This is a genomic window from Nocardioides sp. Leaf374, from assembly GCF_916862475.1.
GTDB classification, from domain to species: domain Bacteria; phylum Actinomycetota; class Actinomycetes; order Propionibacteriales; family Nocardioidaceae; genus Nocardioides; species Nocardioides kribbensis.
On record NZ_CAKASO010000010.1, the window covers coordinates 24,843 to 46,653 of the forward strand.

The following is a 21,811-nucleotide window of genomic DNA, read 5'->3' on the forward strand; positions in this document are numbered from 1 at the left end:
CGGGAGGCTACCGCGCACCGTGCCCGGACGCAGGTGACGTCCGCCACCACGGACGGTGCCGGCGCGGCCCCACCCGGCCTCGCGGGCCGCGGGCTCGACGTACCTGCTAGACCTTGGCCATGACCATGACCACCGCCCTGGGCGGCACCCCCTGCACGACCGTCGGCGACCTGCCCGCCGTCGGCGCCACCGCTCCCGAGGTCCGCCTCGTCGGCTCCGACCTGTCGGAGGTGACCCGCACCCCGGGCCTGCGCACGGTGCTCAACATCTTCCCCAGCGTCGACACCGGCGTGTGCGCGGCCAGCGTCCGCGAGTTCAACGCCCGGGCCGCCGACCTGGCCGACACCGAGGTCGTGTGCGTCTCGCAGGACCTGCCCTTCGCGCTCAAGCGCTTCTGCGGCGCCGAGGGCATCGAGGCCGTGACCGTGGCCTCGGGCTTCCGCTCCACCTTCGGCGACGACTACGGCGTGCGGCTGGCCGACGGCGGCTTCGCCGGCCTGCTGGCCCGCTCGGTGGTCGTGCTCGACGCCGACGGCACGGTGCTGCACTCGCAGCTGGTGCCCGAGATCGGCCAGGAGCCCGACTACGACGCCGCGGTCGCCGCGCTGGGCTGAGCGCTCCCGCGGCCACGCTCGGCCGCGACCATGGCCGCCGCCCCGACCGCGGGCCCCAGCGCCAGCACCACGAGCGCCAGGCGCCACGACACCGCGTCGACCAGCGCCGGCACCAGCCACAGGGTGAGCGTGGTGGTGGCGTAGCCCAGCGCGAGCTGCACCGAGAGCGCGCCGCCCACGCTGCCGGGCGGGGCGCTCTCGGTGACCATGGCGGAGAACTGCGCGGAGTCGGCGATCACCCAGAAGCCCCAGAAGGCGCAGAGCGCCACGACCACCCCCAGCGGAGCGACCGGGTAGCTCGCGGCCAGCACCAGCGCGGCGCCACCGGAGCAGACCAGGCTCAGCAGCGCCGCGCGCGGGCGGCCCCACCGGTCGCCGAGCACGCCGCCGAGCAGGCAGCCCAGCGCGCCGACCCCGATGCAGGCGAAGGCCAGCACCCCGGCGTACGCCGCCGCGTCGGGGCGGGCGGCGACCTGCGGCAGCGCCAGCAGGAAGGCGCCGACGCCGGCCCACATGGCGTAGAGCTCCCACATGTGCCCGACGTAGCCCAGGTCGGCCAGCAGCACGTCGCGGCGCGACAGCGCCCGGAAGCCGGCGCCGAGACTGACCGGGCCGCGGGCCACCGCGTGCGGCCCCTCCCCCCGCACCGCGGCGAGCAGCAGGCCGCCCGCCACCGCCAGCACGCTGGTGACGCCCACGACGACCCGCCAGTCTGGCCCCGCGGCCTCGGCGCCGCCACCACCACCGGCGAGGCCGCCCACCAGGTGGGGCAGGGCCGAGCCGAGGGTGAGCGCACCGATCATCAGCCCCAGCGCGACCCCCCGCCCGCGCAGGAACCACGCCGAGACCTCCTTGAGCGCCACGGGGTAGAAGAGCGCCAGGCAGACCCCGGTGAGCAGCCGCAGCGGCACGGCGAGCGCGAGGCCGTCGGCGAGGAGCAGCCCTGCGGTGCAGGCGGCCGCGCCGAGCGCCCCGGCGGCCATGAGGGCCCGGCCCGGCAGCGCGTCGGCCAGCCCCAGCACGGCCGAGCCGACCGCGCCGAGCACGAAGCCGACCTGCACCGCGATGGTCAGCGCCGCGGCGCCCCCGCTGCTCAGCCCCCAGGCGACCTCGAGGCGCGGCACGACGGCGGTGGCGGAGAACCACACGCCCATCGTCAGCAGCGTGCTCGCCGCCACCACCGCCAGCGCCCAGGCCGGCGAGCTGCGCGGCCCGGCGTCCGTGGTCGTGGCGGGGGGCACCCGGGTCAGTGGCCGCGCAGCGGCCGGGTGTCGTCGCCGGTGTCGTCGCCCGTGTCGTCGGCAGGACCCTGGCCGGGACCGCGCTCGTGGGCGCGGGCGCGCAGCTCGTCGGCGTCGACCTCGCCGCGGCGCAGCGCGTCGTCGTGGCGGTCCATCTCGGCCCGCTCGGCGTCGCCCTGCTCGGCCAGCTCGGCGTCGGAGCCGCGGTGGGGCGCGGGGCCCTGGCCGGTGCGGGCCAGCAGCAGCTCGTCGAGGTAGCGCAGCACGACGGCCACCACCGCCACGACCGGCACGGAGAGGAAGGCGCCGGCGACGCCGAAGAGGGTCGAGCCGAGCACGATGGAGAGCAGCACGACGCCGGCGTGCAGGCGCAGGCTCTTGCCCTGCAGCCACGGCAGCAGCACGTTGCCCTCGAGCTGCTGCACGGCGAGCACGATGAGCAGCACGATCACGGCGGCGACCCAGCCGTTGGCCACCAGCGCGACCAGCACCGCGACGGCGCCGATGGTGATGGCGCCGACGATGGGCGCGAAGGCGGCCACGAAGGTGAGCACGGCCAGCGGCCCGGCCAGCGGCACGCCCACGATCACCAGGCCGAGGCCGATGAGCACGGCGTCGATGAGGCCGACCAGCGCCTGGGTGCGGATGAAGCTGCCCAGGGTCGACCAGGCGCGGCGCAGCACCTCGGAGAGGTGGGAGCCGACGCCGCCGCCGGAAACGTGGGTCAGCCACGGCAGGAAGCGGTGGCCGTCCTTGATGAAGAAGAAGGTGAGCACGAGGGTCAGCACGAGGTTGACCAGCGCGTTGGTGACCGCGCTGACCCCGACCAGCAGGCCCGAGGCGATCGAGCTGGCGCTCGACTGCAGCTGCGACTGGGCGGCGGCCACGGCGTCGTCGAGCTGGCCCTCGGTCACCGGCAGGCTGCTGCTCAGCAGCTGGTCGCGCAGCTTGAGCAGGCCCTTCGAGGCGCTGTCGGCGATGTCGGCGACCTGCGAGCCCACCGAGGGGGCGATGAAGGTGACCACGCCGGCCACCACCGCGAGGGCACCGATGATGACGAGGCCGGCGGCCAGGCCCCCCGGCACCGGCGTGCGCCGCTGCAGCCAGTGCGCCGCCGGGGCGAGCACGGTGGTGACGATCAGCGCGAGGATGATCGGCAGCAGGATGCTCCACAGGTACTGCACGGCCTCGCCCAGCACGTAGGCGCCGACCACGATCACCAGCCAGCGCAGCGTCCAGCGCGAGAGCCAGTGGACGCCGCGCCCGATCTCCTGCTCGCGGGTGGCCGCGCCCGGGTGGCGCGCGGCGGGGGTCTGCTCGGAGGAGGAGGTCACGATCGGCCATCCTGTCAGCGCTCGGGCCCCCGGGCCTACACCGCGTGGGGGGAGCGTCTAGACCGTGCGGGCGGGCCGCGCCGCGTGCTGCGGCCCCGCGTCGCCGCCCACCCGGCGCGGCCACCAGAAGCGGTCGCCCAGCAGCACGGCCAGCGCCGGCACGAGCACGGTGCGCACGACGAGGGTGTCGAGCAGCACGCCGACGCAGATGATCGTGCCGAGCTGCGCGAGCACCACCAGCGGCAGCACGCCGAGCACCGCGAAGACCGCGGCGAGCAGGATGCCCGCGCTGGTGATCACCCCGCCGGTGGCGGTCAGCGCCCGCAGCATGCCCTCGCGCGAGCCGTGGGCCGCGGCCTCCTCGCGGGCGCGGGTGACGAGGAAGATGTTGTAGTCCACGCCCAGGGCCACCAGGAAGAGGAAGGCCAGCAGCGGCACGCCGCTGTCGAGGGCGCTGAAGCCCAGCACCTGGGTGAACAGCCACCACGAGGCGCCGAGGCTGGCGGCGTAGGTCGCCACCACGGTGGCCACCAGCAGCAGCGGCGCGACCACCGAGCGCAGCAGGAGCAGCAGCGCGCCGAGCACGAGCAGCAGGATGATCGGCAGGATCAGCAGCCGGTCGCGGGCGGCGCCCTCCCCGGCGTCGAGGGCCTGGGCCTCGCTGCCGGTCACGTGGGTGTCGTCGAAGCCCTCGAGGTCCTCGCGCAGGGTCTCGATCGCGTCGGCGGCCTGCGTGCTGCCGGGGGCGGCGTCGAGCACGGCGTCGACCTGGGTGATGCCGGCGCCGCTGGCACCGATGCTGGCGCTGGCCACGCCGGCGCTGCCCTCGACGGCGGCCAGCACCTCCTCGCCGTCGGCGCGGGTCAGCACCTGGGTGGGGTCGGAGACACCCGCGGGGAAGGACTCCCCGAGCCGGGTCGAGGCCGCGATGGCCTCGGGCTCTTCCAGGAACTGCTCGGCCTGGTCGAGGCCGGTGTCGATGCGGAAGAGCCCGACGGCGAGCACCGCGAGGAGCACGAGGGTCCCGGCCACGAAGGCGGCGGGGCGGCGGGCCACCTGCACGCCGACCTTGTGCCACAGCGAGTCGCTCTCGGCCAGCGGGGCCTCGCCGACGCGGGGCACGCGCGGCCAGAAGACCCAGCGCCCGAAGCACACCAGCGCGGCCGGCAGCACCACGAGCGCGAAGGTCGCGGCGATCACCACGCCGATGGCGCAGGCCAGCCCGAGGCCCCGGGTGGTCGGCACGAGGGAGAGCAGCAGGGTCAGCAGGCCGAGCACCACCGTCACCGAGCTCGACAGCACGGCCTCCGCCGTACGCCGCAGCGCCGTGGCCATCGCCCGGTGCCGCGACTCCTCGTGGCGCAGCTCGTCGCGGTAGCGCGAGATCAGCAGCAACGCGTAGTCGGTGCCGGCGCCGAAGACCAGCACCGAGAGGATGCCGACGGTCGACTCGTCCCAGGCCACGCCCAGACCGGCCATCGCCTGCGTCGAGGCCACCGCGGCCAGGCGGTCGGCGACGCCGACGACGGTCAGCGGCACCAGCCACAGCACGGGGCTGCGGTAGGTGAGGATCAGCAGGATCGCCACGACCGCGGCGGTGGCGCCGAGCAGGCGGAAGTCGGCGCCGTCGAAGACCGCGGCCAGGTCGGCCTGGATCGCGGCGGGCCCGGTGACCTGGGCCGTCACCCCGGCGGGCACGCCCTCGTCGAGCCGATCGCGCAGCTCGGTCACGGCGTCGGCGGTGTCGGTGGCCGAGCCCGCCGCCACCGGCACGACCACGATCGCCGCGGTGCCGTCCTCGGCCACGGTGACCGGGCCGTCGGGGCCGGTGGCCACGCCGCCGACCTGCTCGCCCAGCCGGCCGAGCTCGCGCACGGTCGCGTCGTCGAAGGTGCCCTCGTCGGCGGTCAGCACGACCACGGCCGCACTGGAGTCGTCCTCGGGCAGGGCGTCGCGCAGCTCGGTGCCCTGGGTGCTGTCGAGACCGGCCGGCACGCTGTCGGTGCTGCGGGCCTCGCGCTCGCCCTCGCCCACGAAGAGGATCGCGAGCACGGCGAGCAGGAGGGGCACGAGGGCCACCAGGGCGGCGGTGCGACGGCCGGTGACCACCCCGGTCACGCGGTCGCTCAGCGAGGACGACATGGCAGGCTCCTGGGGCTCGACGTAGGCTTGCGGGCGTTGGTTCGGAACCTTAGTCACTAAGTTGGTGAAACAAAATCTCCGAGGCCCCCACCCCGCCCGAGGGTCCCCTCTCGGCCCAGCTGCTGCGCGACGTCGTCGACCGCGCCGTGCGGGTGCGCCACGAGCTGGCCCGCCGCTCGCGGGTCAGCGACTCCGAGCTCTCCGCCCTCGAGCACCTCGTGCGCGAGCCGATGGGCCCGGCCGAGCTGGCCCGGCTCCTCGAGGTCAGCACCGCGGCGTCCACCGGCGTCGTCGACCGGCTCCAGACCAAGGGCCACGTGCAGCGCGAGCCCCACGCCGAGGACCGCCGGCGCACGGTCGTCACCCTCACCGACTCCGGGCGCGCCGAGATCCTGGGCCACCTGATGCCGATGTTCGAGGCGCTGCGGGCCCTCGACGCCGACCTCGACGACACCGAGCGCGCCGTCGTCGCCCGCTACCTGCGCGGCGCCGCCGCCGCCTTCGAGACCGTCACCGGCCCTCCTCCCGCGCCGCGCCCCACCACGTGACCACCGCCTGACCACCGCCTGACCACCGGCCGAGCGTCACCCGGCCCCACCCGCGACCCGGGCGCCTGTTGCCAGGCCGGTCGCCGGGCAGCAGGATGGCGGAGGTGCGCAGGACAAGACACCTCTCAGGCCCCCGACCCCTCCCCGCGGTGCTCGCCGCCGGCCTCGCCGCCGTGCTGGCCCTCGGACTCGCCTCCGCCCCCGGCGGCGCAGCCGCCGCCCCGAGCGCGGACCCCGCGACCACGACCCCGGCCGCGACCGTGCGCGTCGCCGACACCCCCGCCTCCGACCGCGCCGTGCCGCGCGTGCGCTTCCGCGACTGCGGCCGCTTCCGCTGCGCCCGCGTGCCCGCTCCCCTCGACTACGACGCCCCCGACGGCGCCACGGTCAGCCTCGCCGTGCTCAAGGTCCCGGCCCGCAAGCCGTCGCGCCGCATCGGCACCCTCTTCGTCAACCCCGGCGGCCCCGGCGGCTCGGCCACCGAGTTCGCCACCTACGCCGGGCAGTTCCTCGGCTCGACGGTCCGCAACCGCTTCGACATCGTCGGCATCGACCCGCGCGGCGTGGGCGGCACGGCCGACCTGCTCTGCGAGGGCCGGGGCCAGGTCGGGTACCCCCGCCAGGCCTACCCCCGCACGTCGCCCCAGATCGACCGCTGGCTGGCCTTCGACGCGCAGGAGCGGCGGCTGTGCGAGGGCCGCCGGATCCTCGACCACATGAGCACCGCCGACGTCGCCCGCGACATGGACCACGTGCGCCAGGCCCTGCGCGAGGACACCGTCAGCTACTTCGGTGCCTCCTACGGCAGCATGCTCGGCTCCACCTACGCCGCGCTCTTCCCCTCCTCGGTGCGCGCGCTCGTCGTCGACGGCGTCCTCGACCCCGTCGAGTGGACCAGCGGGCGCGACGGCACCGGCACCACCGTGCCCGTCACCACCCGCCTCGGCAGCGGGGAAGGCTCCCGCGAGGCCCTCGTGGCGGGCCTCGCCGCGTGCGACGCGGCCGGGCGCCCCGCCTGCCCCGTGGCCGGCGACGCCCTCGGCGCCTGGGACACCGTGGCCGGCCGGCTCCAGGACGACCGCGCCCTCGGCCGCGAGATCCGGCTGAGCTACGACGACTTCGTCGGCACCACCCTCGGCCTGCTCTACGCCGGCGACCTGTCCACCGTCGCGCAGATGACCGCCCAGGCCCGCCGCGCGATCCGCGCCCAGGACGCCCGCGGTCGCGGCGCCGGGACCGGCGCGGCCGTGGCCGACCTCGCCGCCGTACGCCGCGCCGCCGCGCGCACCGTCGACGCCCTGCCCTTCCCCGGCCCCGACGAGACCGTGCTCGCCCGCACCGGCTCGACGCCCTCCGCCCCCGGCACGTCGGCGCGGGCGCGGATCGCGATCAGCGGCGCCTTCCACGGCGTGCTCTGCTCCGACAGCGTCAACCCGTCCTCCACCGACGTCTGGCCCACCGCCGCCGACACCGCCGACGCCGCCGCGCCCGACTTCGGCCCGCTGTGGACCTGGTCCTCCTCGGCGTGCGTGGACTGGCCCGGCTCGGGCGACGACGCCTACCGCGGCCCCTTCGCCACCGACGCCGCCGACCGGATGCTCATCGTCAACAACCGCTACGACCCCGCCACCCCGCTCACCGGCGCCCTGGCGCTGCAGGGGGAGACGGGCGCCCGCCTGGTCACCGCCCAGGCCTACGGCCACGTCGCCACGGGCACCAACCGCTGCGCCACCCGCGCGGTGTCGGACTTCCTGGTCTCGGGCCTCGCCCCGGCGGCCGACCGGACCTGCTCGGGGGTCGGTCCCTTCGGGTGAGCCGTCCTGAGAGGGGCACCCCCGGACGTCTGCACTCCCCCGCGTGAGAGGTCGCGGACGGGCCCGATCCGGCCCGTCCGCGACCGCCGCACACGGGACCTCAACAGAACCTCGAAAAAAATCTGCATCTTTCGAGTTTCAACGAGTACGGGCCCGGGCATCAAGGTGTCAGGCACCCAGAACAAGCGCTCCCCGCCCCCGACCCGGTCACGCACCGGCCCTCGGGGGCGGGTCGCATTTACCGGCACCCGACCGTCGCCCCGACCGCCGCCCCCTGCGTCGGCGAGGGGCCGGGAACAGCAGAAGGCCGGACCACCCTGAGGTGATCCGGCCTTCCGTCGTCGTGCTGTCCCGAGGAGCTGTCCTCGGGTCCACGTGCGCGAGGGGGGAGTTGAACCCCCACGTCCTTTCGGACACACGGACCTGAACCGTGCGCGTCTGCCTATTCCGCCACTCGCGCGTGAAGCGACTGCACGGTATCCCAGACGCGAGGCCATCCCCAAACCCGGGCCGACCCCCCGCTCGGGGTGACCAGCCGCACGGCCCCGTCCCGTTACGATCGTCGGCAACCCGGGCACACACCGGGTCGCTAGGCCTGCCATGCGCGGGCCGCGCACCGACCAGTGCCGACACGATGGCCAGCACCAGGGCCGACACCAGGGAAGGAGGCGACACGGTGGGTGGGATCCAGAAGTTCGAGCAGCGGCTCGAGAGCATGATCTCCGGCGCGTTCGCCCGCGCCTTCCGCTCCGCGGTGCAGCCGGTGGAGATCGCGGCCGCCCTGCAGCGCGAGTGCGACAACAACGCGCAGATCCTCTCCCGCGAGCGCCGCCTCGTGCCCAACGCCTTCCACGTCGAGCTGTCGATCACCGACCTCGACCGCCTCGCGCCCTACGACACCGCGCTGGCCGACGACCTCACCGGCCAGCTCCAGGAGCACGCCGACGCTCAGGGCTACTCCTTCCCCGGCCCGATCAGCATCGAGTTCGAGGAGTCCGGCGACCTCACCACCGGTCGCTTCCGCATCCGCAGCCGCGCCCAGGCGCGCGTGACGGGCAACGCCACCCACACCCAGGTCAGCCGGGCCCGCGCGATCCTCGAGGTCAACGGCACCCGCCAGCCGCTGCACCCGCCCGGCGTGGTCGTGGGTCGCGGCAACGACGCCGACCTGCGCATCAACGACCCCGGCGTGAGCCGCCGCCACATCGAGTTCCGCGTCGCGGCCCGCACGATCGGCACCCGCGAGGGCGTCCACATCGAGGTCCACGACCTGGGCTCGACCAACGGCATGCTCGTCAACGGCCAGAAGATGAGCCGCTCGATCGCCGACGACGGCACCGAGGTGCGCATCGGCAACACCACGCTGACGGTCCGCATCGTCGAGGAGCGCATCGATGTCTGAGCTCACCCTGCTGCTGGTCCGCATCGCCTACCTGGCGATCCTGTGGATCTTCGTGCTCTCGGCCATCTCGGTCATCCGCTCCGACATGTTCGGCGCGCGCGTGCCCGAGGCCGCCCGCGGCCGGGGGCAGAAGGCGCCCAAGGAAAAGAAGGCCAAGGCGGCCAAGCCCCGGCGCGGCTCCCCCACCCACGTGCTGGTCGTGGAGGGCTCCAGCGCCGGCGAGCGCGCCGAGCTCGACCAGGCCCCCATCCTCATCGGCCGCGGCAACGACGCGGCGATCCGCCTCGAGGACGACTACGTCTCCACCCGCCACGCCCGGATCGCCGCCGCCGGCGACCAGTGGTTCGTGGAGGACCTCGGCTCCACCAACGGCACCTACATCGGCACGGTCCGCATCACGCAGCCGACCACGATCACCCTCGGCACCCAGGTGAGGATCGGCAAGACCATCCTGGAGCTGCGCAAGTGAGCTCCCCGACGCTGGTCCTCGACTACTCCGCCATCTCCGACGTCGGGCGGGTGCGCAAGGACAACCAGGACTCCGGGTACGCCGGCCCCTGGCTGCTCAGCGTCTGCGACGGCGTCGGCGGCGCGGCGCGCGGCGACATCGCCAGCGGCACCGCCGTGCAGCAGCTGCGCCGCCTCGACGAGCAGCCCCCCGGCGAGCTGGCCCCCGACGACCTGGTCGGCCAGGTCGCGGGCGCCCTGCACCGCGCGCACGACCGCATCGGCGAGCTGGTCGACGAGGACCCCGCCCTCAACGGCACCAGCACCACCGCCACCGTGCTGCTCTTCGACGGCCACCGCGTCGCCGTCGGCCACGTCGGCGACAGCCGGGCCTACCTCTACCGCGACGGCCGCATCAGCCAGCTCACCAGCGACCACACCTTCGTGCAGAGCCTCATCGACGAGGGCCGCATCACCGAGGCCGAGGCGCGGGTCCACCCCCACCGCAACCTCATCCTCAAGGCCCTCGACGGCATCCACGAGGCCGAGCCCGACCTCTTCCTCGTCGAGCTCGAGGCCGGTGACCGGCTCTTCCTGTGCAGCGACGGCGCCTGCGGCGTGCTCGACGACGCCCGGCTGGCCGACATCCTCTCCTCCGGCACCCCCGACTACGCCGCCGTCGAGTTGGTGCGCGCCAGCCTCGAGGCGGGCAGCTCCGACAACGTCACCTGCATCGTCGCCGACGTGCTCGACGAGACGGGCGCGGCCCAGCGAGCCGACGAGCTCGCCGCCCTCGAGCCGCTGCTGGTCGGTGCGGCCGCCGAGCTGCGCCGCCGGGTGCCGCGCGGCACCCGCAGCCCCAGCCTCTTCCGCGGCCACCGCTCCGGCGACACCGGTGAGCTCGAGCCGGTGCTCGCCGAGATCCCCGAGGGCCTGCCGCCCGACGCCCACGCGATCCCGTCGGACCCCATCGACCCCGAGGCCGCCCGCTACGCCCTGCGCCCGCCGGCCCGCTTCGCCTGGCTGCGCTGGGTGATGGTGGCCGCCGTCGTCGTCGGCCTGGTGTGGATCGCCGCGGCCGCGGCCTGGTCCTGGAGCCAGCAGCAGTACTTCGTCAGCGAGGAGGAGGGCGTCGTCTACATCTACCGCGGCGTCAACACCGAGCTGCCCGGTGCCTCGCTCTACGAGCCCTACGAGCGCACCAACGTCGACCTCGACCGGCTCACCGAGCTGCAGGCCGACAACGTCCGCCAGGGCATGAGCGCCGGCAGCCTCGACGGCGCCCGCCAGATCATCGAGAACCTGGTGGCCGCGATGGAGGACGAGACCTCCGACTCCGGCACCGACTCCGGCACCGACTCGGGCACCGGCGAGGCCGGCGTCGAGCCGGGCGCCGACGCCTCGTCGAGCCCGGCCACCGCGGGAGCCCGCTGATGGCCGCCCGCACCGCGCTGCCCGCGCAGGGCGCCAACCCGATCATCGGCTTCGTCCACCGGCGCCGCCGCGGCGCCGAGCTCTTCCTGCTGGTGCTCGCCCTCGCGGTCGGCATCGGCGCCTACGCCGCGGTCGGCATCGGCGTGCAGGGTCGGGTGCCGGCCGACATCGTCGGCTACGGCGGCTGGCTGACCGCGCTGGTGGTGGCCGCCCACGTGGTCGTGCGCATCGTCGCGCCGTACGCCGACCCGGTGCTGCTGCCGGTCGTGGCCGCGCTCAACGGCCTCGGCCTGGCCTTCATCCACCGCGTCGACCTGGTCGACGGCACCGACCTGGCCCGCAACCAGCTGATCTGGATGACCCTCGGCGCGGTGCTCTTCATGGTCACCCTCGTCGTGCTGCGCGACCACCGGGTGCTGACCCGCTTCACCTACACCGCCGGGCTCAGCGCGATCGTGCTGCTCCTGCTGCCGATGATGCCGGTGCTCGGCACCGAGATCCGCGGCGCGCGGATCTGGATCTCGCTGGGCCCCTTCAGCTTCCAGCCCGGCGAGGTGGCCAAGGTCCTGCTGGTCATCGCCTTCGCGGGCTACCTCGTGCTCCACCGCGACGCGCTCGCGCTCGCGGGGCGCCGCGTGCTCTTCGTCGACCTGCCCCGCGGGCGCGACCTGGGCCCGATCCTCGGCATGTGGCTGGTCAGCCTGGGCATCCTCATCTTCCAGAAGGACCTGGGCTCGAGCCTGCTCTTCTTCGGCCTCTTCCTGGTGATGCTCTACGTCTCCACCGAGCGGCCCGGCTGGCTCGTGGTCGGCGGCGCCCTCTTCCTCGGCGGCGCCCTCACCGCCTGGCGCCTCTTCGGCCACGTGCAGACCCGCGTGTCGGTGTGGCTGGACCCCTTCGCCTACTACGGCGAGGGCACCAACGACACCGGCTTCCAGAACGTCGAGGGCCTCTTCGGCATGGCCTGGGGCGGTCTGCTGGGCCGCGGCTTCGGCGGCGGTGACCCGACCCGCATCCCCATCGTGGAGTCCGACTTCATCATCGCCGGCCTCGGCGAGGAGCTCGGCCTGACCGGCGTCATCGCCATCCTGCTGCTCTACGGCCTCATCGTGGAGCGCGCGCTGCGCGCCGCGATCATCTCCCGCGACGGCTTCGGCAAGCTGCTGGCCACGGGCCTGGGCAGCGTCTTCGCGCTGCAGGTGTTCGTCGTCATCGGCGGCGTCACCGGCCTGATCCCGCTCACCGGTCTCACCACGCCGTTCCTGTCGCAGGGCGGGTCCTCGCTGGTCGCCAACTGGGTGGTCATCGCCCTGCTGCTGCGCATCTCCGACCTCGCCCGGAGCCCGGTGCCCGACCTCACCGCCGACGCCGAGGACGACGCCGACGAGTCGACCCAGGTGATCAGGCTCTGACCACCCCGACCCGCCGACCGGGCGCCACCCCCGTCAGCGCCCCCGCCAGCACCCGCCCAGGAGAGGAGCACCACCGGTGAACAAGCCCATCCGCACGGTCTCGGTCGGCATCATGCTGCTGTTCCTCGCCCTGATGCTCAACGTGACCTACCTGCAGTACTGGCGCGCCGACAGCCTCGACAGCGACCCCGAGAACCGCCGCGCGGTCGACGCGACCTTCTCCCAGGAGCGGGGCGCGGTGCTCGTGGGCCGCCAGGCCGTCGCCGAGAGCGTGCCCTCCGACGACCGCTACGAGTTCCAGCGCACCTACGCCAAGCCGCTGCTCTACGCCCACGCCACGGGCTGGTTCAACTACTACAACGCCCAGTCCAGCGACTGCACGACCTGCCAGCAGTGGATCGAGCAGACCCAGAACGACATCCTCTCCGGCGACGACGACCGGCTCTTCGTGACCCGTCTGGTCGACCTGCTCAGCAACCAGGGCCAGAAGGGCGGCAACGTCCAGCTCACCCTCGACCCCGAGGCCCAGCAGGCCGCCTTCGACGGTCTGCGCCAGACCATCGGCCCCGACGGCCAGGGCTCGGTCGTCGCGCTCGACCCGCGCACCGGCAAGGTGCTCGCGATGGTCTCGCTGCCGTCCTTCGACCCCAACCGGCTGGCCTCCCACGACCTCAGCGAGGTCAACGCCGCCTACGAGCAGCTCGACGCCGACGAGGACGACCCGCTCAACAACCGCGCCATCCAGACCACGCTCCCGCCGGGGTCGACCTTCAAGATCGTCACGGCCGCCGCGGCGATCGAGAGCGGCGAGTACACCGCCGCCGACCAGGTGCCCGGCGGTGCGACGTACCAGCTGCCGCTGACCTCGGGCGAGACCGGGCTGATCGACAACGAGGGCCGCTCCTGCGGCACGAGCCTCATCCCCTTCGCCCAGGCGATGGAGCAGTCGTGCAACACCACCTTCGCGCGCCTGGCCGTCGAGGTCGGCGCTGACGCGATGCGCGACCAGGCCGAGGCGTTCGGCTTCAACGAGGAGTACTTCGACGACCTCCAGCCGCAGGCCGAGTCGGTCTTCCCCACCGACATGAACGAGCCGGAGACCGGCCAGAGCGGCATCGGCCAGTTCGAGGTGCGGGCCACGCCGCTGCAGATGGCCATGGTCGCGGCCGGCATCGCCAACGACGGGAAGGTCATGCGGCCCTACCTCGTCGACGAGGTGCAGTCGCCGGAGTTCGAGCGGATCGAGGCCACCGAGCCCGAGCTGCTCTCCGAGGCGGTCAGCGAGTCGACGGCCAACCAGGTCACCGAGCTCATGGTCTCCACCGTCGACAACGGCACGGCCTCGCCGGCCGCGATCGACGGCATCAGCGTGGCCGGCAAGACCGGCACGGCCCAGAGCGGCATCGACGACGTGCCGCCCTACGCCTGGTTCACGTCCTTCGCCCCGGCCGACGACCCCCAGGTCGCCGTGGCCATCGTCATCCAGAAGGCCCCCGGCATCGACCGCGGCGAGATCGCCGGCGGCCTGCTCGGCGGGCCCATCGCCAAGGCCGTCATGGAGGCCGTGATCCGATGACCACCTCGATGCCCGAGATCGGCGGCTCCGCCGACGACGCCGGCCGCTACCGCCTCGACGCCCGCATCGCCACCGGCGGCATGGGCGCGGTCTGGCGGGCCACCGACACGACGCTGGGCCGCACGGTGGCGGTCAAGCTGCTCAAGAGCGAGTACGCCGACGACCCGTCGTTCCGGTCGCGCTTCGAGACCGAGGCCCGCCACGCGGCCTCGCTGCACCACCCCCACATCGCCGCGGTCTACGACTTCGGCGAGGCGCAGAGCGCCGACGGGTCCGGCGTGCCGCGGCCCTACCTCGTGATGGAGCTCGTCGAGGGCCAGCCGCTCTCGGCGCTGCTGCGCCCGGGCCAGCCGATGGACCCCGACGTCGCCCGCGACCTGGTGGCCCAGGCCGCCGACGGCCTGGCCGCGGCCCACGCCGCGGGCATCGTGCACCGCGACGTGAAGCCGGCCAACCTGCTGGTCACCGCCGACCGGCAGGTCAAGATCACCGACTTCGGCATCGCCCGCGCGGCCCAGTCGGTCGGGCTGACCCAGACCGGCCAGGTCATGGGCACGCCGCAGTACCTCTCCCCCGAGCAGGCCCGCGGCACCACCGCGACCGGCGTCTCCGACGTCTACAGCCTCGGCGTCGTGGCCTTCGAGTGCCTGGCCGGGCGTCGCCCCTTCCAGGGCGACACCCCGGTCACCACCGCCCTGGCCCACCTCAACCAGCCCGTGCCCGACCTGCCGGCCGCGGTGCCCGCCGACCTCGCCCGCGTCGTGCGCCGGGCCCTGGCCAAGGAGCCCGCCGAGCGGTACGCCGACGCCGCGGCCTTCGCCGCCGCGCTGCGCGACCCCTCCTCGCTGGGACCCGACGCGCCCTCGGCCGCCTCGACCCAGGTGCTCGCCCCCGGGGCGGTGCCCGCCGACCGGACCCAGGTGATGACCGGCGTCGGCGCCCCCGTGACGCCCGACCCCACCCCGACGCCCGCGTCCACCCCGCCGCCGGCCGACGACGAGCGCCGCAGGGGCACCGCCGGCTGGGTGTGGGCCCTGGTGCTGCTCGCGCTGCTCGCCGTCGGCGCCCTGGTGCTGTGGCTGGCCCTCTCCGGCGGCGGTGACGACACCGAGGAGACCCCGGAGCAGCGGCCGAGCCCGACGCGCACGCAGCAGAGCCCCAGCGAGTCGCCGAGCTCCAGCCCGACCGAGGAGGCCCCGGCCACCGTCGAGGTCGACCCCGACCAGTACGTCGGGCGTGACTACCGCGACGTGCAGGAGGCGCTGGAGGCCCTCGGCCTCAACGTCACCCTCAACGAGGTCGACAACCCGGGCGAGGAGGAGCAGGGCATCGTCGACTCGGTCAACCCCACCGGCACCCTCACCGAGGGCGACACCGTCACGGTGAGCTACTGGGGCGCCGCCCCCGAGCCCGAGCCCACCCCGACCCCGACGCCGACCCCCACGCCGACGCCGACCCCCACACCCACGCCGACCCCCACGCCGACCCCGACCGCGGCGTCGCCGGCCGAGGGACGGGCGCCGGCGGATCCCGCAGCACCTCCCGCCCCCGACGCGACCCCCGGGGCCACCGACCCGGCCGCCACCACGACCAGCCCCTCGACCGCCACCGGGTCCGGCGGGACCACCACCTCCGGCCGCTCCGCCGACACCGCCGACACCGCCGACACCGAAGGGACCACGCCATGACGGGCTCGCAGCCGATCCTCATCGGCGGGCGCTACCAGATCGGTGAGCTGCTCGGTCGCGGCGGCATGGCCGAGGTCCGCAAGGGCACCGACACCCGTCTGGGGCGGGTGGTGGCCGTCAAGCGCCTGCGCACCGACCTGGCCAGCGACGCCACCTTCCAGGCCCGCTTCCGCCGCGAGGCGCAGTCGTCGGCCTCGCTCAACCACCCCTCGATCGTGGCCGTCTACGACACCGGCGAGGAGCCGGCCGCCGACGGCTCGGGGGTGCAGCAGCCCTACATCGTGATGGAGTTCGTGGCCGGCCGGACGCTGCGCGACATCCTGCGCGAGGGCCGCAAGATCCTGCCCGAGCGGGCCCTGGAGATCACCAGCGGCGTGCTCTCGGCCCTCGACTACAGCCACCGCGCGGGCATCATCCACCGCGACATCAAGCCCGGCAACGTCATGCTGACCCCGTCGGGCGACGTCAAGGTCATGGACTTCGGCATCGCCCGCGCCATCAGCGACGCCTCCTCCACGATGACCCAGACCGCCGCCGTCGTGGGCACCGCGCAGTACCTCTCCCCCGAGCAGGCCCGCGGCGAGACCGTCGACTCCCGCTCCGACGTCTACTCCGCCGGCTGCCTGCTCTACGAGCTCCTCGCCGGCCGTCCGCCCTTCGTCGGCGACAGCCCGGTCGCCGTGGCCTACCAGCACGTGCGCGAGCAGGCCCAGCCGCCCTCGGACCACGACACCTCGCTGCCGCCGGAGATCGACGCGATCGTGATGAAGGCGCTGGCCAAGCGGGTCGAGGACCGCTACCAGTCCGCGGCCGCGATGCGCAGCGACATCGAGCGCTACCTCGCCGGCCGCCCGGTGCAGGCCACGCCGCCGCCGCCGCTCCTGCCCGTCTCGCAGACCCCGCCGCCGCGCCCCATGCCCGTCGCCGCCCCGGCGCCGACCCCCGACGCCACGCCTGCGGAGGAGTCCTCCTCCTCGCGCGGCGGTCTGGTCGTGGCCCTCGTGCTGCTGCTGATCGGGCTGATCGTGGCCGGCGTCCTGCTGTGGCCGCGGCTCTTCCCCACCGCGCCCGAGCAGACCCAGGTGCCCGACGTCGTGCGCACCAACATCGACCGCGCGCGTGCCGCCATCGGCGAGGCCGGGCTGACCCTCGGCGACATCAACTACGTCGCCAACGAGAACGTCGCGGCCGACCGCGTCATCTCCCAGGACCCCTCCGGCGACAGCTTCGTCGACCCCGGGAGCACCATCGACCTCACCGTCTCCACCGGCACCCCCGAGGTGCCGGTGCCGAGCGTGGTCGGCCTCCAGCAGCGCGCCGCCGTCGCGGCGCTGGAGGACGTCGACCTCGTGGCGCGGGTCGCCGAGACCCAGTCCGACCTGCCCGCGGGCCAGGTCGTCTCCACGGCCCCGGAGGCCGGCCAGGAGGTCGAGTCGGGCTCCACGGTGACCCTCACCGTCTCCGACGGCCCCGAGACCGTGCCCTCGGTCGAGGGTCTCACCGAGGCCGAGGCGCGGCGCCAGATCATCGCGGCCGGCTTCAACCCCGTGGTGCGCGAGGAGGACGGCGAGACCGACGCCGAGACCGGCACCGTGGTCGACCAGGTGCCCGAGGCCGGCGAGGAGCTGGCCCAGGGCAATGACGTCTACATCTTCGTCACCACCTTCGAGCAGCCCAGCGAGGAGCCCTCGGAGTCGCCGTCGGAGTCGCCGAGCGGGGACCCGTCGGGCTCGCCGTCGCCGAGCCCCGGCGACACGACCTCGCCCGGGCGCGGCGGTGGCCGCGCCCTGCTCCCGGCCACGCCCTCCCGGCGTACGGCGGGGCGGCGCGCGCGGCGCGGGCCGGCTCAGCCCTCGAGCGGCTCGGCGTAGCTGAGGTCGAGCAGCCCGTCGAAGGCGGGCGCGACGACGTCGGACTCGGCGGCGAAGTCCCAGCCGATCTGCACGTCGGGCAGCTCGCTCTGCGCGCGGTAGCGCGCGAGGTAGTCGTCGCCCTCGATGGAGGCGGCCAGCGCCGAGGGGTCCCCGACGGCCTCGATGACGTAGGGCTGGGGGTAGGGCACGTTCTGCAGCAGCACGGAGTTGCCCTCGCACTTGATGCCGGTGGTCGACACGACCCGCTGGCCCGCGACGGTCACCGCCGTCGCCCCGCCGCGCCACATGGCGTTGACGACGGCCTGGATGTCCTGCTGGTGCACCACCAGCAGCTCCAGCGGCTGCTCGGTGACCTGGGCGACCTCGAGCGGGGCGTCGGCCAGCGTGACCGAGACACCGGCGCCCTCGCGCGGCTCGAGACCCGCGGGGTCGCGCAGGGTCTCGATGCGCTCCTGCACCCGCCGGGTGTCGGCGTCGCCGACCTGGGCTCCGAGGGTGGCGACCTCGCCGGTGAGGTCCTGCACCCGCTGGCGCAGCTCGTCGTACCGGTCGGCCTCCGCGCCGACCAGCGACGACAGGTCGGTGTAGCGGCCCGGTCGCAGGTCGGTGCCCTCGCTGGACTGGGCGCTGATGACGAAGAGCGACCCGCTGAGCAGCACCACCAGGGGGGTGCCGACCCGCCAGGCCGGCGGACGCGCGGCGCCCGGACGCCGGCGCGCGCGCAGCGACGCCGCGATGCGGTGCCACCCGGCCACGGCCCCCGAGCCGCCCTGCGGCTCCCGCTGCTCCGACGACCCCGACGGCCCCGACGGGTCCGGCGGCTGCGGCGGCGCGGCGTGGGAAGTCGGGGTCATGCCGACTAAGGTAACCCGCGACAAGCGACGGGACCCCGTCCCCGCCCACCCCGAACCCCGAGGCGTCCACGCCCTCGACGAGGAGCACCACCGTGAAGTTGAAGGACAAGGACCCCTTCGCCGAACCCCGCCAGGGCCCGGCGGTCGGCCCCCGCTTCGTCGTCGCGCTCCTGCTCGTCGCGGCCGGCATCGCCTGGATCGCCTACTACTACCTCGGGGTCCGCGCCGACCCGTCCGTGCTGGACGCCGAGGCCTCGGGCCCGGCGTTCATGGGCGACATCGAGCGGTGGAACTACGTCATCGGCTTCGGCCTGGTCCTCCTCGGACTCGTGGTCTCGGCCCACCCCTCGACCCCGCTCGGTCGCGGCCGTGGCGTCGTCGTCGGCATGCTGGGCTGCTTCGTGGTGGGCCTGATCTGGATCTGCACGTTCTACGTCTTCAGCAACGACCTCACCGACGTGCCGGTCTTCAACGACCTCAACCAGTCCAACCTCATCGTCGGCATCGCCTTCATGGCCGTCGGCTTCGTCTTCGCCACCCGCTGGGAGTGAGTCCCCCGGGGCCCTCGCCGGCCCACGGACCCGTCCCCGCCGCAGCACCCGCACCGCCCGTCGTCCCCCCCGGACGGCGGGCGGTTCTGCACATCTGGGGACAAACCTGTGGAGAACTACACGCGTGTAGTTCTCCACATGTGATTCCACAGCTGTGGACAACTCGCCCCCGCGCCGGTGGTTTCGAGACGCTCGTCGCTAGCGCTCCTCGCTCCTCAACCACCACGGTGGTTGAGGAGCGAGCGCCAGCGAGCGTCTCGAAACCACCCGCACCCCGGTGGTTGAGGAGAGAGCGCCAGCGAGCGTCTCGAAACCACCCGCACCACGGGTGGCCGGAGAGGGCCAGGCTCGGCTCAGACGGTGAGCAGCCGCAGCACGACGGCGGCGGCGAGCACGGCGACGACGCCGGCGAGCCCGGCGGCCTGAACGACGGAGCGTCGGGGTCCGCGGGGGGAGTAGACGAGCACGGCGGCGACGGCGGCGCCGCCGAGGAAGCCGCCGAGGTGACCCTGCCAGGAGATGTAGGGCACCGTGAAGGTGATCAGCGCGTTGAGGCCGACCCACAGCAGGATCTGCTGGACGTTGCCGCCGACCTTGTAGGCGATGACGAGCGTCGCGCCGAGCAGCCCGAAGATCGCGCCGGAGGCGCCGAGGGTGAGCGTGTTCTCGTCGGCCGCCCAGAGCACCAGCGTGGATCCGGCGAGCAGCGACACGAAGTAGAGCGCGAGGAAGCGAGTGCGGCCCAGCGCCACCTCGAGCTGCGGGCCGAGGGCGTAGAGGGCCAGCATGTTGAGCCCGATGTGGAGGATCGAGGCGTGCAGGAAGCCGTTGCTGAGCAGCTGCCACAGCGCCCCGTCGGCCACGCCGGGGGCGAAGTAGGCGCTGCTGGGGCCCGCCCCCTCGCACACCGCCTGCGTCACGCCGGGGAAGTACCGCCCGTCGGGCAGCTCGCAGCGCCCGAGGGTGTGCTGGCCGAGGTAGGCGACCAGCTTGCCGGCCGTGCCACCCGAGGCGAGCGCCATCAGGAAGACGACCACGTTGACGCCGATGAGCACCATCGACGTCGTCGACGCCTTGGTCGGGCGCAGCCCGCCGTACGCCGTGCGCCCGCTCCTGGTGCTCTTCGCCCCCTCCGCCACGCACGACGGGCACTGGAACCCGACCGCGGCGTCACGCATGCAGTCGGGGCAGATGGGCCGGCCGCACCGCTGGCACCGGATGTAGGTCTCCCGGTCGGGGTGCCGGTAGCAGGTGGGCACCCCGGTCTGGGAGGTCGGGTCAGCGGTCACGGCTCGGCCTGGTCGTGGAGTCGGTGCGGGGGCGAGGAGTCAGGAGCGGGCGTCGGGGAGGGCTCAGCCCTCGCGGATCTCCACCGACTCGAAGACGACGGGCTCCACGGGGCGGTCGCCCGGGCCGGTCTTCGTGGCGGCGATCTTGTCGACCACGTCGCGGGAGGCCTGGTCGGCCACCTCGCCGAAGATCGTGTGCTTGAAGTTCAGCCACGGGGTCGCGCCCACGGTGACGAAGAACTGCGAGCCGTTGGTGCCCGGGCCGGCGTTGGCCATCGCGAGCAGGTAGGGCTTGTCGAAGGTGAGCTCGGGGTGCGGCTCGTCCTTGAACGTGTAGCCCGGACCGCCGGTGCCGGTGCCGAGGGGGCACCCGCCCTGGATCATGAAGCCGGCGATGACGCGGTGGAAGCCGAGACCGTCGTAGAACGGGCCGGTCTTGCCGTTGCCGGCGTCGTACTTCTTCTCGCCGGTCGCGAGACCGGTGAAGTTGGCCACCGTCTCCGGGGCGTGGTCGGGGAAGAGGTCGAGGACGATGTCGCCCTGGTTGGTCTTGAGGACCGCCTGCGGCTGCGCCATGACTGCCTTTCGCGCTGATTGGGTACTTCGGGGTGTGCGCTACGTGCCCACCCGTGCGGGACGATCCTCGCACGAGCCGCAAGAGCAGGCCCGTCCCGGCCGGGCTCGCCCCGCCGGTGCGGGCGTGGTCTGATGGCTGAGCACCCGACGAGAGGAAGTGGCGCGATGCGTCTGCGCAAGAAGAAGACCCTGATCGAGCAGGCGGGTGACTACGTCGAGTCCGTGCGGCCCCAGATCGAGGCCGCCGTCTCCACCGCCCGCGACGAGGCCGTGCACCTGCTCGGCGAGGCCCGCGACAAGGCCGCCCCCTACGTCGCCGACGCGCGCGACAAGGCGGCCCCCTACGTCGCCGACGCCCGCGACAAGGCCGCCGAGCGCGCCGCCGACGCCCGCAGCAAGGCCGCCGACCTGAGCGCGGAGGCCCGCAGCAAGGCCGCCGAGCGCGCCGCCGAGGCCCGCAGCAAGGCCGCCGAGCTGGGCGCGGAGGCCCGGAGCAAGGCTGCCGACACCGCCTCCTCGGTCTCCAGCGACGCCAAGACCAAGGCCGCGGCGCTCGGCGCCACCGGCACGGCGCTGGCCAGCAGCAAGGCCTCCGACCTCCAGGACCTCGCGCAGGCCAAGATCGCCCAGGTCAAGGGCGAGCCGGCCCCCTCCAAGGGCGGCAAGCTGAAGAAGCTGCTCCTGGTCGTCGTGCTCGCCGCCGTCGGCGGCGTCGTGGCCAAGAAGCTCCAGGGCGGCAAGCAGGCCGACAACTGGCAGTCCTCCTACGTGCCGAGCCCCGCTCCCGCGGCCCCGGCGACCCCGGCCTCTCCCGCCGCGCCGCTGGCCGGTGTCAGCGAGGACGACGCCGACGACGCCGCCGGCTCCTCGCCCGACGAGGCCATCGCCGACCGCGCCGAGGCCGCCCACCCGATCACCACTCCCGACGAGCCGGCCGAGGTCGTCGACCTCGACGGCGACAAGAAGTAGCACCCGGGGCCGCCACCGCGGCCCGCACGACCCCCGCGAGACCACG

Annotated in this window: 19 protein-coding genes and 1 tRNA gene; 13 read left to right on the forward strand and 7 right to left on the reverse strand. The window is 74.3% G+C overall.

Features of this window, described 5'->3' with window-relative positions; genetic code table 11:
* Positions 1-119 precede the first annotated feature (119 nt).
* Positions 120-614: a thiol peroxidase gene (gene tpx, locus LPA27_RS06855; protein WP_228941965.1), complete on the forward strand. Its 495-nt coding sequence runs from the start codon at positions 120-122 to the stop codon at positions 612-614.
* Here the strand turns inward: tpx and LPA27_RS06860 are convergent.
* Genes LPA27_RS06860 through LPA27_RS06870 form a run of 3 tightly spaced genes read right to left on the reverse strand, consistent with a single transcriptional unit; the run spans position 584 to position 5,331 of the window.
* Positions 584-1,855, reverse strand: a complete 1,272-nt coding sequence (locus LPA27_RS06860; protein WP_228941966.1) for an MFS transporter — start codon at positions 1,853-1,855, stop codon at positions 584-586. The two genes, tpx and LPA27_RS06860, sit on opposite strands and share 31 nt — an antisense overlap.
* Before the next feature lie 5 nt (positions 1,856-1,860).
* On the reverse strand, positions 1,861-3,189 hold the full coding sequence (locus tag LPA27_RS06865; RefSeq protein ID WP_200919179.1) for an AI-2E family transporter: 1,329 nt from the start codon (positions 3,187-3,189) through the stop codon (positions 1,861-1,863).
* A 57-nt stretch (positions 3,190-3,246) separates the two neighbouring features.
* Positions 3,247-5,331 (reverse strand): MMPL family transporter, encoded by a 2,085-nt coding sequence (locus tag LPA27_RS06870; protein WP_228941967.1) that lies wholly within the window; start codon positions 5,329-5,331, stop codon positions 3,247-3,249.
* Positions 5,332-5,477: 146 nt separating this feature from the next.
* On the opposite strand from LPA27_RS06870, the gene LPA27_RS06875 reads away from it, so the two are divergent.
* Complete coding sequence (locus LPA27_RS06875) at positions 5,478-5,879, forward strand: MarR family winged helix-turn-helix transcriptional regulator (protein ID WP_228941968.1); 402 nt, start codon at positions 5,478-5,480, stop codon at positions 5,877-5,879.
* A gap of 149 nt (positions 5,880-6,028) precedes the next feature.
* A complete protein-coding gene (locus LPA27_RS19245) occupies positions 6,029-7,693 on the forward strand; it encodes an alpha/beta hydrolase (protein WP_267477189.1) in 1,665 nt (554 codons plus the stop codon).
* Positions 7,694-8,069: 376 nt separating this feature from the next.
* Here LPA27_RS19245 and LPA27_RS06890 read toward each other — a convergent pair.
* Positions 8,070-8,153 (reverse strand) — tRNA-Leu (locus tag LPA27_RS06890).
* 174 nt (positions 8,154-8,327) lie between these two features.
* On the opposite strand from LPA27_RS06890, the gene LPA27_RS06895 reads away from it, so the two are divergent.
* From LPA27_RS06895 to pknB, 7 genes are all read left to right on the forward strand, one after another.
* A complete protein-coding gene (locus tag LPA27_RS06895; RefSeq protein ID WP_227488770.1) occupies positions 8,328-9,095 on the forward strand; it encodes an FhaA domain-containing protein in 768 nt (255 codons plus the stop codon).
* On the forward strand, positions 9,088-9,564 hold the full coding sequence (locus tag LPA27_RS06900; RefSeq protein ID WP_056865128.1) for an FHA domain-containing protein FhaB/FipA: 477 nt from the start codon (positions 9,088-9,090) through the stop codon (positions 9,562-9,564). Before LPA27_RS06895 ends, LPA27_RS06900 begins: the two co-directional genes overlap by 8 nt.
* On the forward strand, positions 9,561-10,976 hold the full coding sequence (locus tag LPA27_RS06905) for a PP2C family protein-serine/threonine phosphatase (RefSeq protein WP_228941969.1): 1,416 nt from the start codon (positions 9,561-9,563) through the stop codon (positions 10,974-10,976). The genes LPA27_RS06900 and LPA27_RS06905 overlap by 4 nt, the downstream gene beginning before the upstream one ends.
* The gene (locus tag LPA27_RS06910) at positions 10,976-12,388 is read left to right on the forward strand and encodes an FtsW/RodA/SpoVE family cell cycle protein (protein ID WP_228941970.1); all 1,413 of its coding nucleotides are present in this window, start codon (positions 10,976-10,978) and stop codon (positions 12,386-12,388) included. Before LPA27_RS06905 ends, LPA27_RS06910 begins: the two co-directional genes overlap by 1 nt.
* 76 nt (positions 12,389-12,464) lie before the next feature.
* The gene (locus tag LPA27_RS06915; protein WP_056865126.1) at positions 12,465-13,964 is read left to right on the forward strand and encodes a peptidoglycan D,D-transpeptidase FtsI family protein; all 1,500 of its coding nucleotides are present in this window, start codon (positions 12,465-12,467) and stop codon (positions 13,962-13,964) included.
* Positions 13,961-15,652 carry a serine/threonine protein kinase gene (locus LPA27_RS06920; RefSeq protein WP_228941971.1) on the forward strand — a complete coding sequence of 564 codons (1,692 nt, stop codon included), beginning with the start codon at positions 13,961-13,963 and terminating at the stop codon, positions 15,650-15,652. The genes LPA27_RS06915 and LPA27_RS06920 overlap by 4 nt, the downstream gene beginning before the upstream one ends.
* Positions 15,649-17,523 carry a Stk1 family PASTA domain-containing Ser/Thr kinase gene (gene pknB / locus LPA27_RS06925; protein WP_228941972.1) on the forward strand — a complete coding sequence of 625 codons (1,875 nt, stop codon included), beginning with the start codon at positions 15,649-15,651 and terminating at the stop codon, positions 17,521-17,523. The genes LPA27_RS06920 and pknB overlap by 4 nt, the downstream gene beginning before the upstream one ends.
* Here the strand turns inward: pknB and LPA27_RS06930 are convergent.
* Entirely contained in the window at positions 17,499-18,380 is an 882-nt protein-coding gene (locus LPA27_RS06930; protein WP_228941973.1) for a DUF881 domain-containing protein, read from the reverse strand. The genes pknB and LPA27_RS06930 overlap by 25 nt on opposite strands.
* A 92-nt stretch (positions 18,381-18,472) precedes the next feature.
* Here LPA27_RS06930 and LPA27_RS06935 point away from each other — a divergent pair, with 92 nt between their 5' ends.
* Positions 18,473-18,931, forward strand: a complete 459-nt coding sequence (locus LPA27_RS06935) for a cell division protein CrgA (protein ID WP_056865123.1) — start codon at positions 18,473-18,475, stop codon at positions 18,929-18,931.
* Between the two features lie 353 nt (positions 18,932-19,284).
* On the opposite strand, the gene LPA27_RS06940 is transcribed toward LPA27_RS06935, so the two are convergent.
* Entirely contained in the window at positions 19,285-19,989 is a 705-nt protein-coding gene (locus LPA27_RS06940; protein ID WP_227488772.1) for a rhomboid family intramembrane serine protease, read from the reverse strand.
* Between LPA27_RS06940 and LPA27_RS06945 the strand changes: the two genes are divergently transcribed.
* Positions 19,979-20,155, forward strand: coding sequence for a hypothetical protein (locus LPA27_RS06945; protein WP_227488773.1), 177 nt, complete (start codon positions 19,979-19,981; stop codon positions 20,153-20,155). The two genes, LPA27_RS06940 and LPA27_RS06945, sit on opposite strands and share 11 nt — an antisense overlap.
* A 128-nt stretch (positions 20,156-20,283) precedes the next feature.
* Here the strand turns inward: LPA27_RS06945 and LPA27_RS06950 are convergent, their stop codons facing one another.
* Positions 20,284-20,796, reverse strand: coding sequence for a peptidylprolyl isomerase (locus LPA27_RS06950; protein ID WP_056865121.1), 513 nt, complete (start codon positions 20,794-20,796; stop codon positions 20,284-20,286).
* A 165-nt stretch (positions 20,797-20,961) separates the two neighbouring features.
* Here LPA27_RS06950 and LPA27_RS06955 point away from each other — a divergent pair, with 165 nt between their 5' ends.
* Positions 20,962-21,765, forward strand: a complete 804-nt coding sequence (locus LPA27_RS06955; RefSeq protein ID WP_228941974.1) for a hypothetical protein — start codon at positions 20,962-20,964, stop codon at positions 21,763-21,765.
* Positions 21,766-21,811 lie beyond the last annotated feature (46 nt).

Excerpts from the sequence above, each read along its gene's own strand:
- tpx (WP_228941965.1), top strand. The coding sequence starts at position 120 with ATGACCATGACCACCGCCCTGGGCGGCACCCCCTGCACGACCGTCGGC.
- LPA27_RS06870 (WP_228941967.1), bottom strand. The coding sequence starts at position 5,331 with ATGTCGTCCTCGCTGAGCGACCGCGTGACCGGGGTGGTCACCGGCCGT.
- LPA27_RS06895 (WP_227488770.1), top strand. The coding sequence starts at position 8,328 with ATGGCCAGCACCAGGGCCGACACCAGGGAAGGAGGCGACACGGTGGGT.
- LPA27_RS06900 (WP_056865128.1), top strand. The coding sequence starts at position 9,088 with ATGTCTGAGCTCACCCTGCTGCTGGTCCGCATCGCCTACCTGGCGATC.
- LPA27_RS06910 (WP_228941970.1), top strand. The coding sequence starts at position 10,976 with ATGGCCGCCCGCACCGCGCTGCCCGCGCAGGGCGCCAACCCGATCATC.
- LPA27_RS06920 (WP_228941971.1), top strand. The coding sequence starts at position 13,961 with ATGACCACCTCGATGCCCGAGATCGGCGGCTCCGCCGACGACGCCGGC.
- pknB (WP_228941972.1), top strand. The coding sequence starts at position 15,649 with ATGACGGGCTCGCAGCCGATCCTCATCGGCGGGCGCTACCAGATCGGT.
- LPA27_RS06930 (WP_228941973.1), bottom strand. The coding sequence starts at position 18,380 with ATGACCCCGACTTCCCACGCCGCGCCGCCGCAGCCGCCGGACCCGTCG.
- LPA27_RS06945 (WP_227488773.1), top strand. The coding sequence starts at position 19,979 with ATGAGCACCATCGACGTCGTCGACGCCTTGGTCGGGCGCAGCCCGCCG.
- LPA27_RS06940 (WP_227488772.1), bottom strand. The coding sequence starts at position 19,989 with ATGGTGCTCATCGGCGTCAACGTGGTCGTCTTCCTGATGGCGCTCGCC.
- LPA27_RS06950 (WP_056865121.1), bottom strand. The coding sequence starts at position 20,796 with ATGGCGCAGCCGCAGGCGGTCCTCAAGACCAACCAGGGCGACATCGTC.
- LPA27_RS06955 (WP_228941974.1), top strand. The coding sequence starts at position 20,962 with ATGCGTCTGCGCAAGAAGAAGACCCTGATCGAGCAGGCGGGTGACTAC.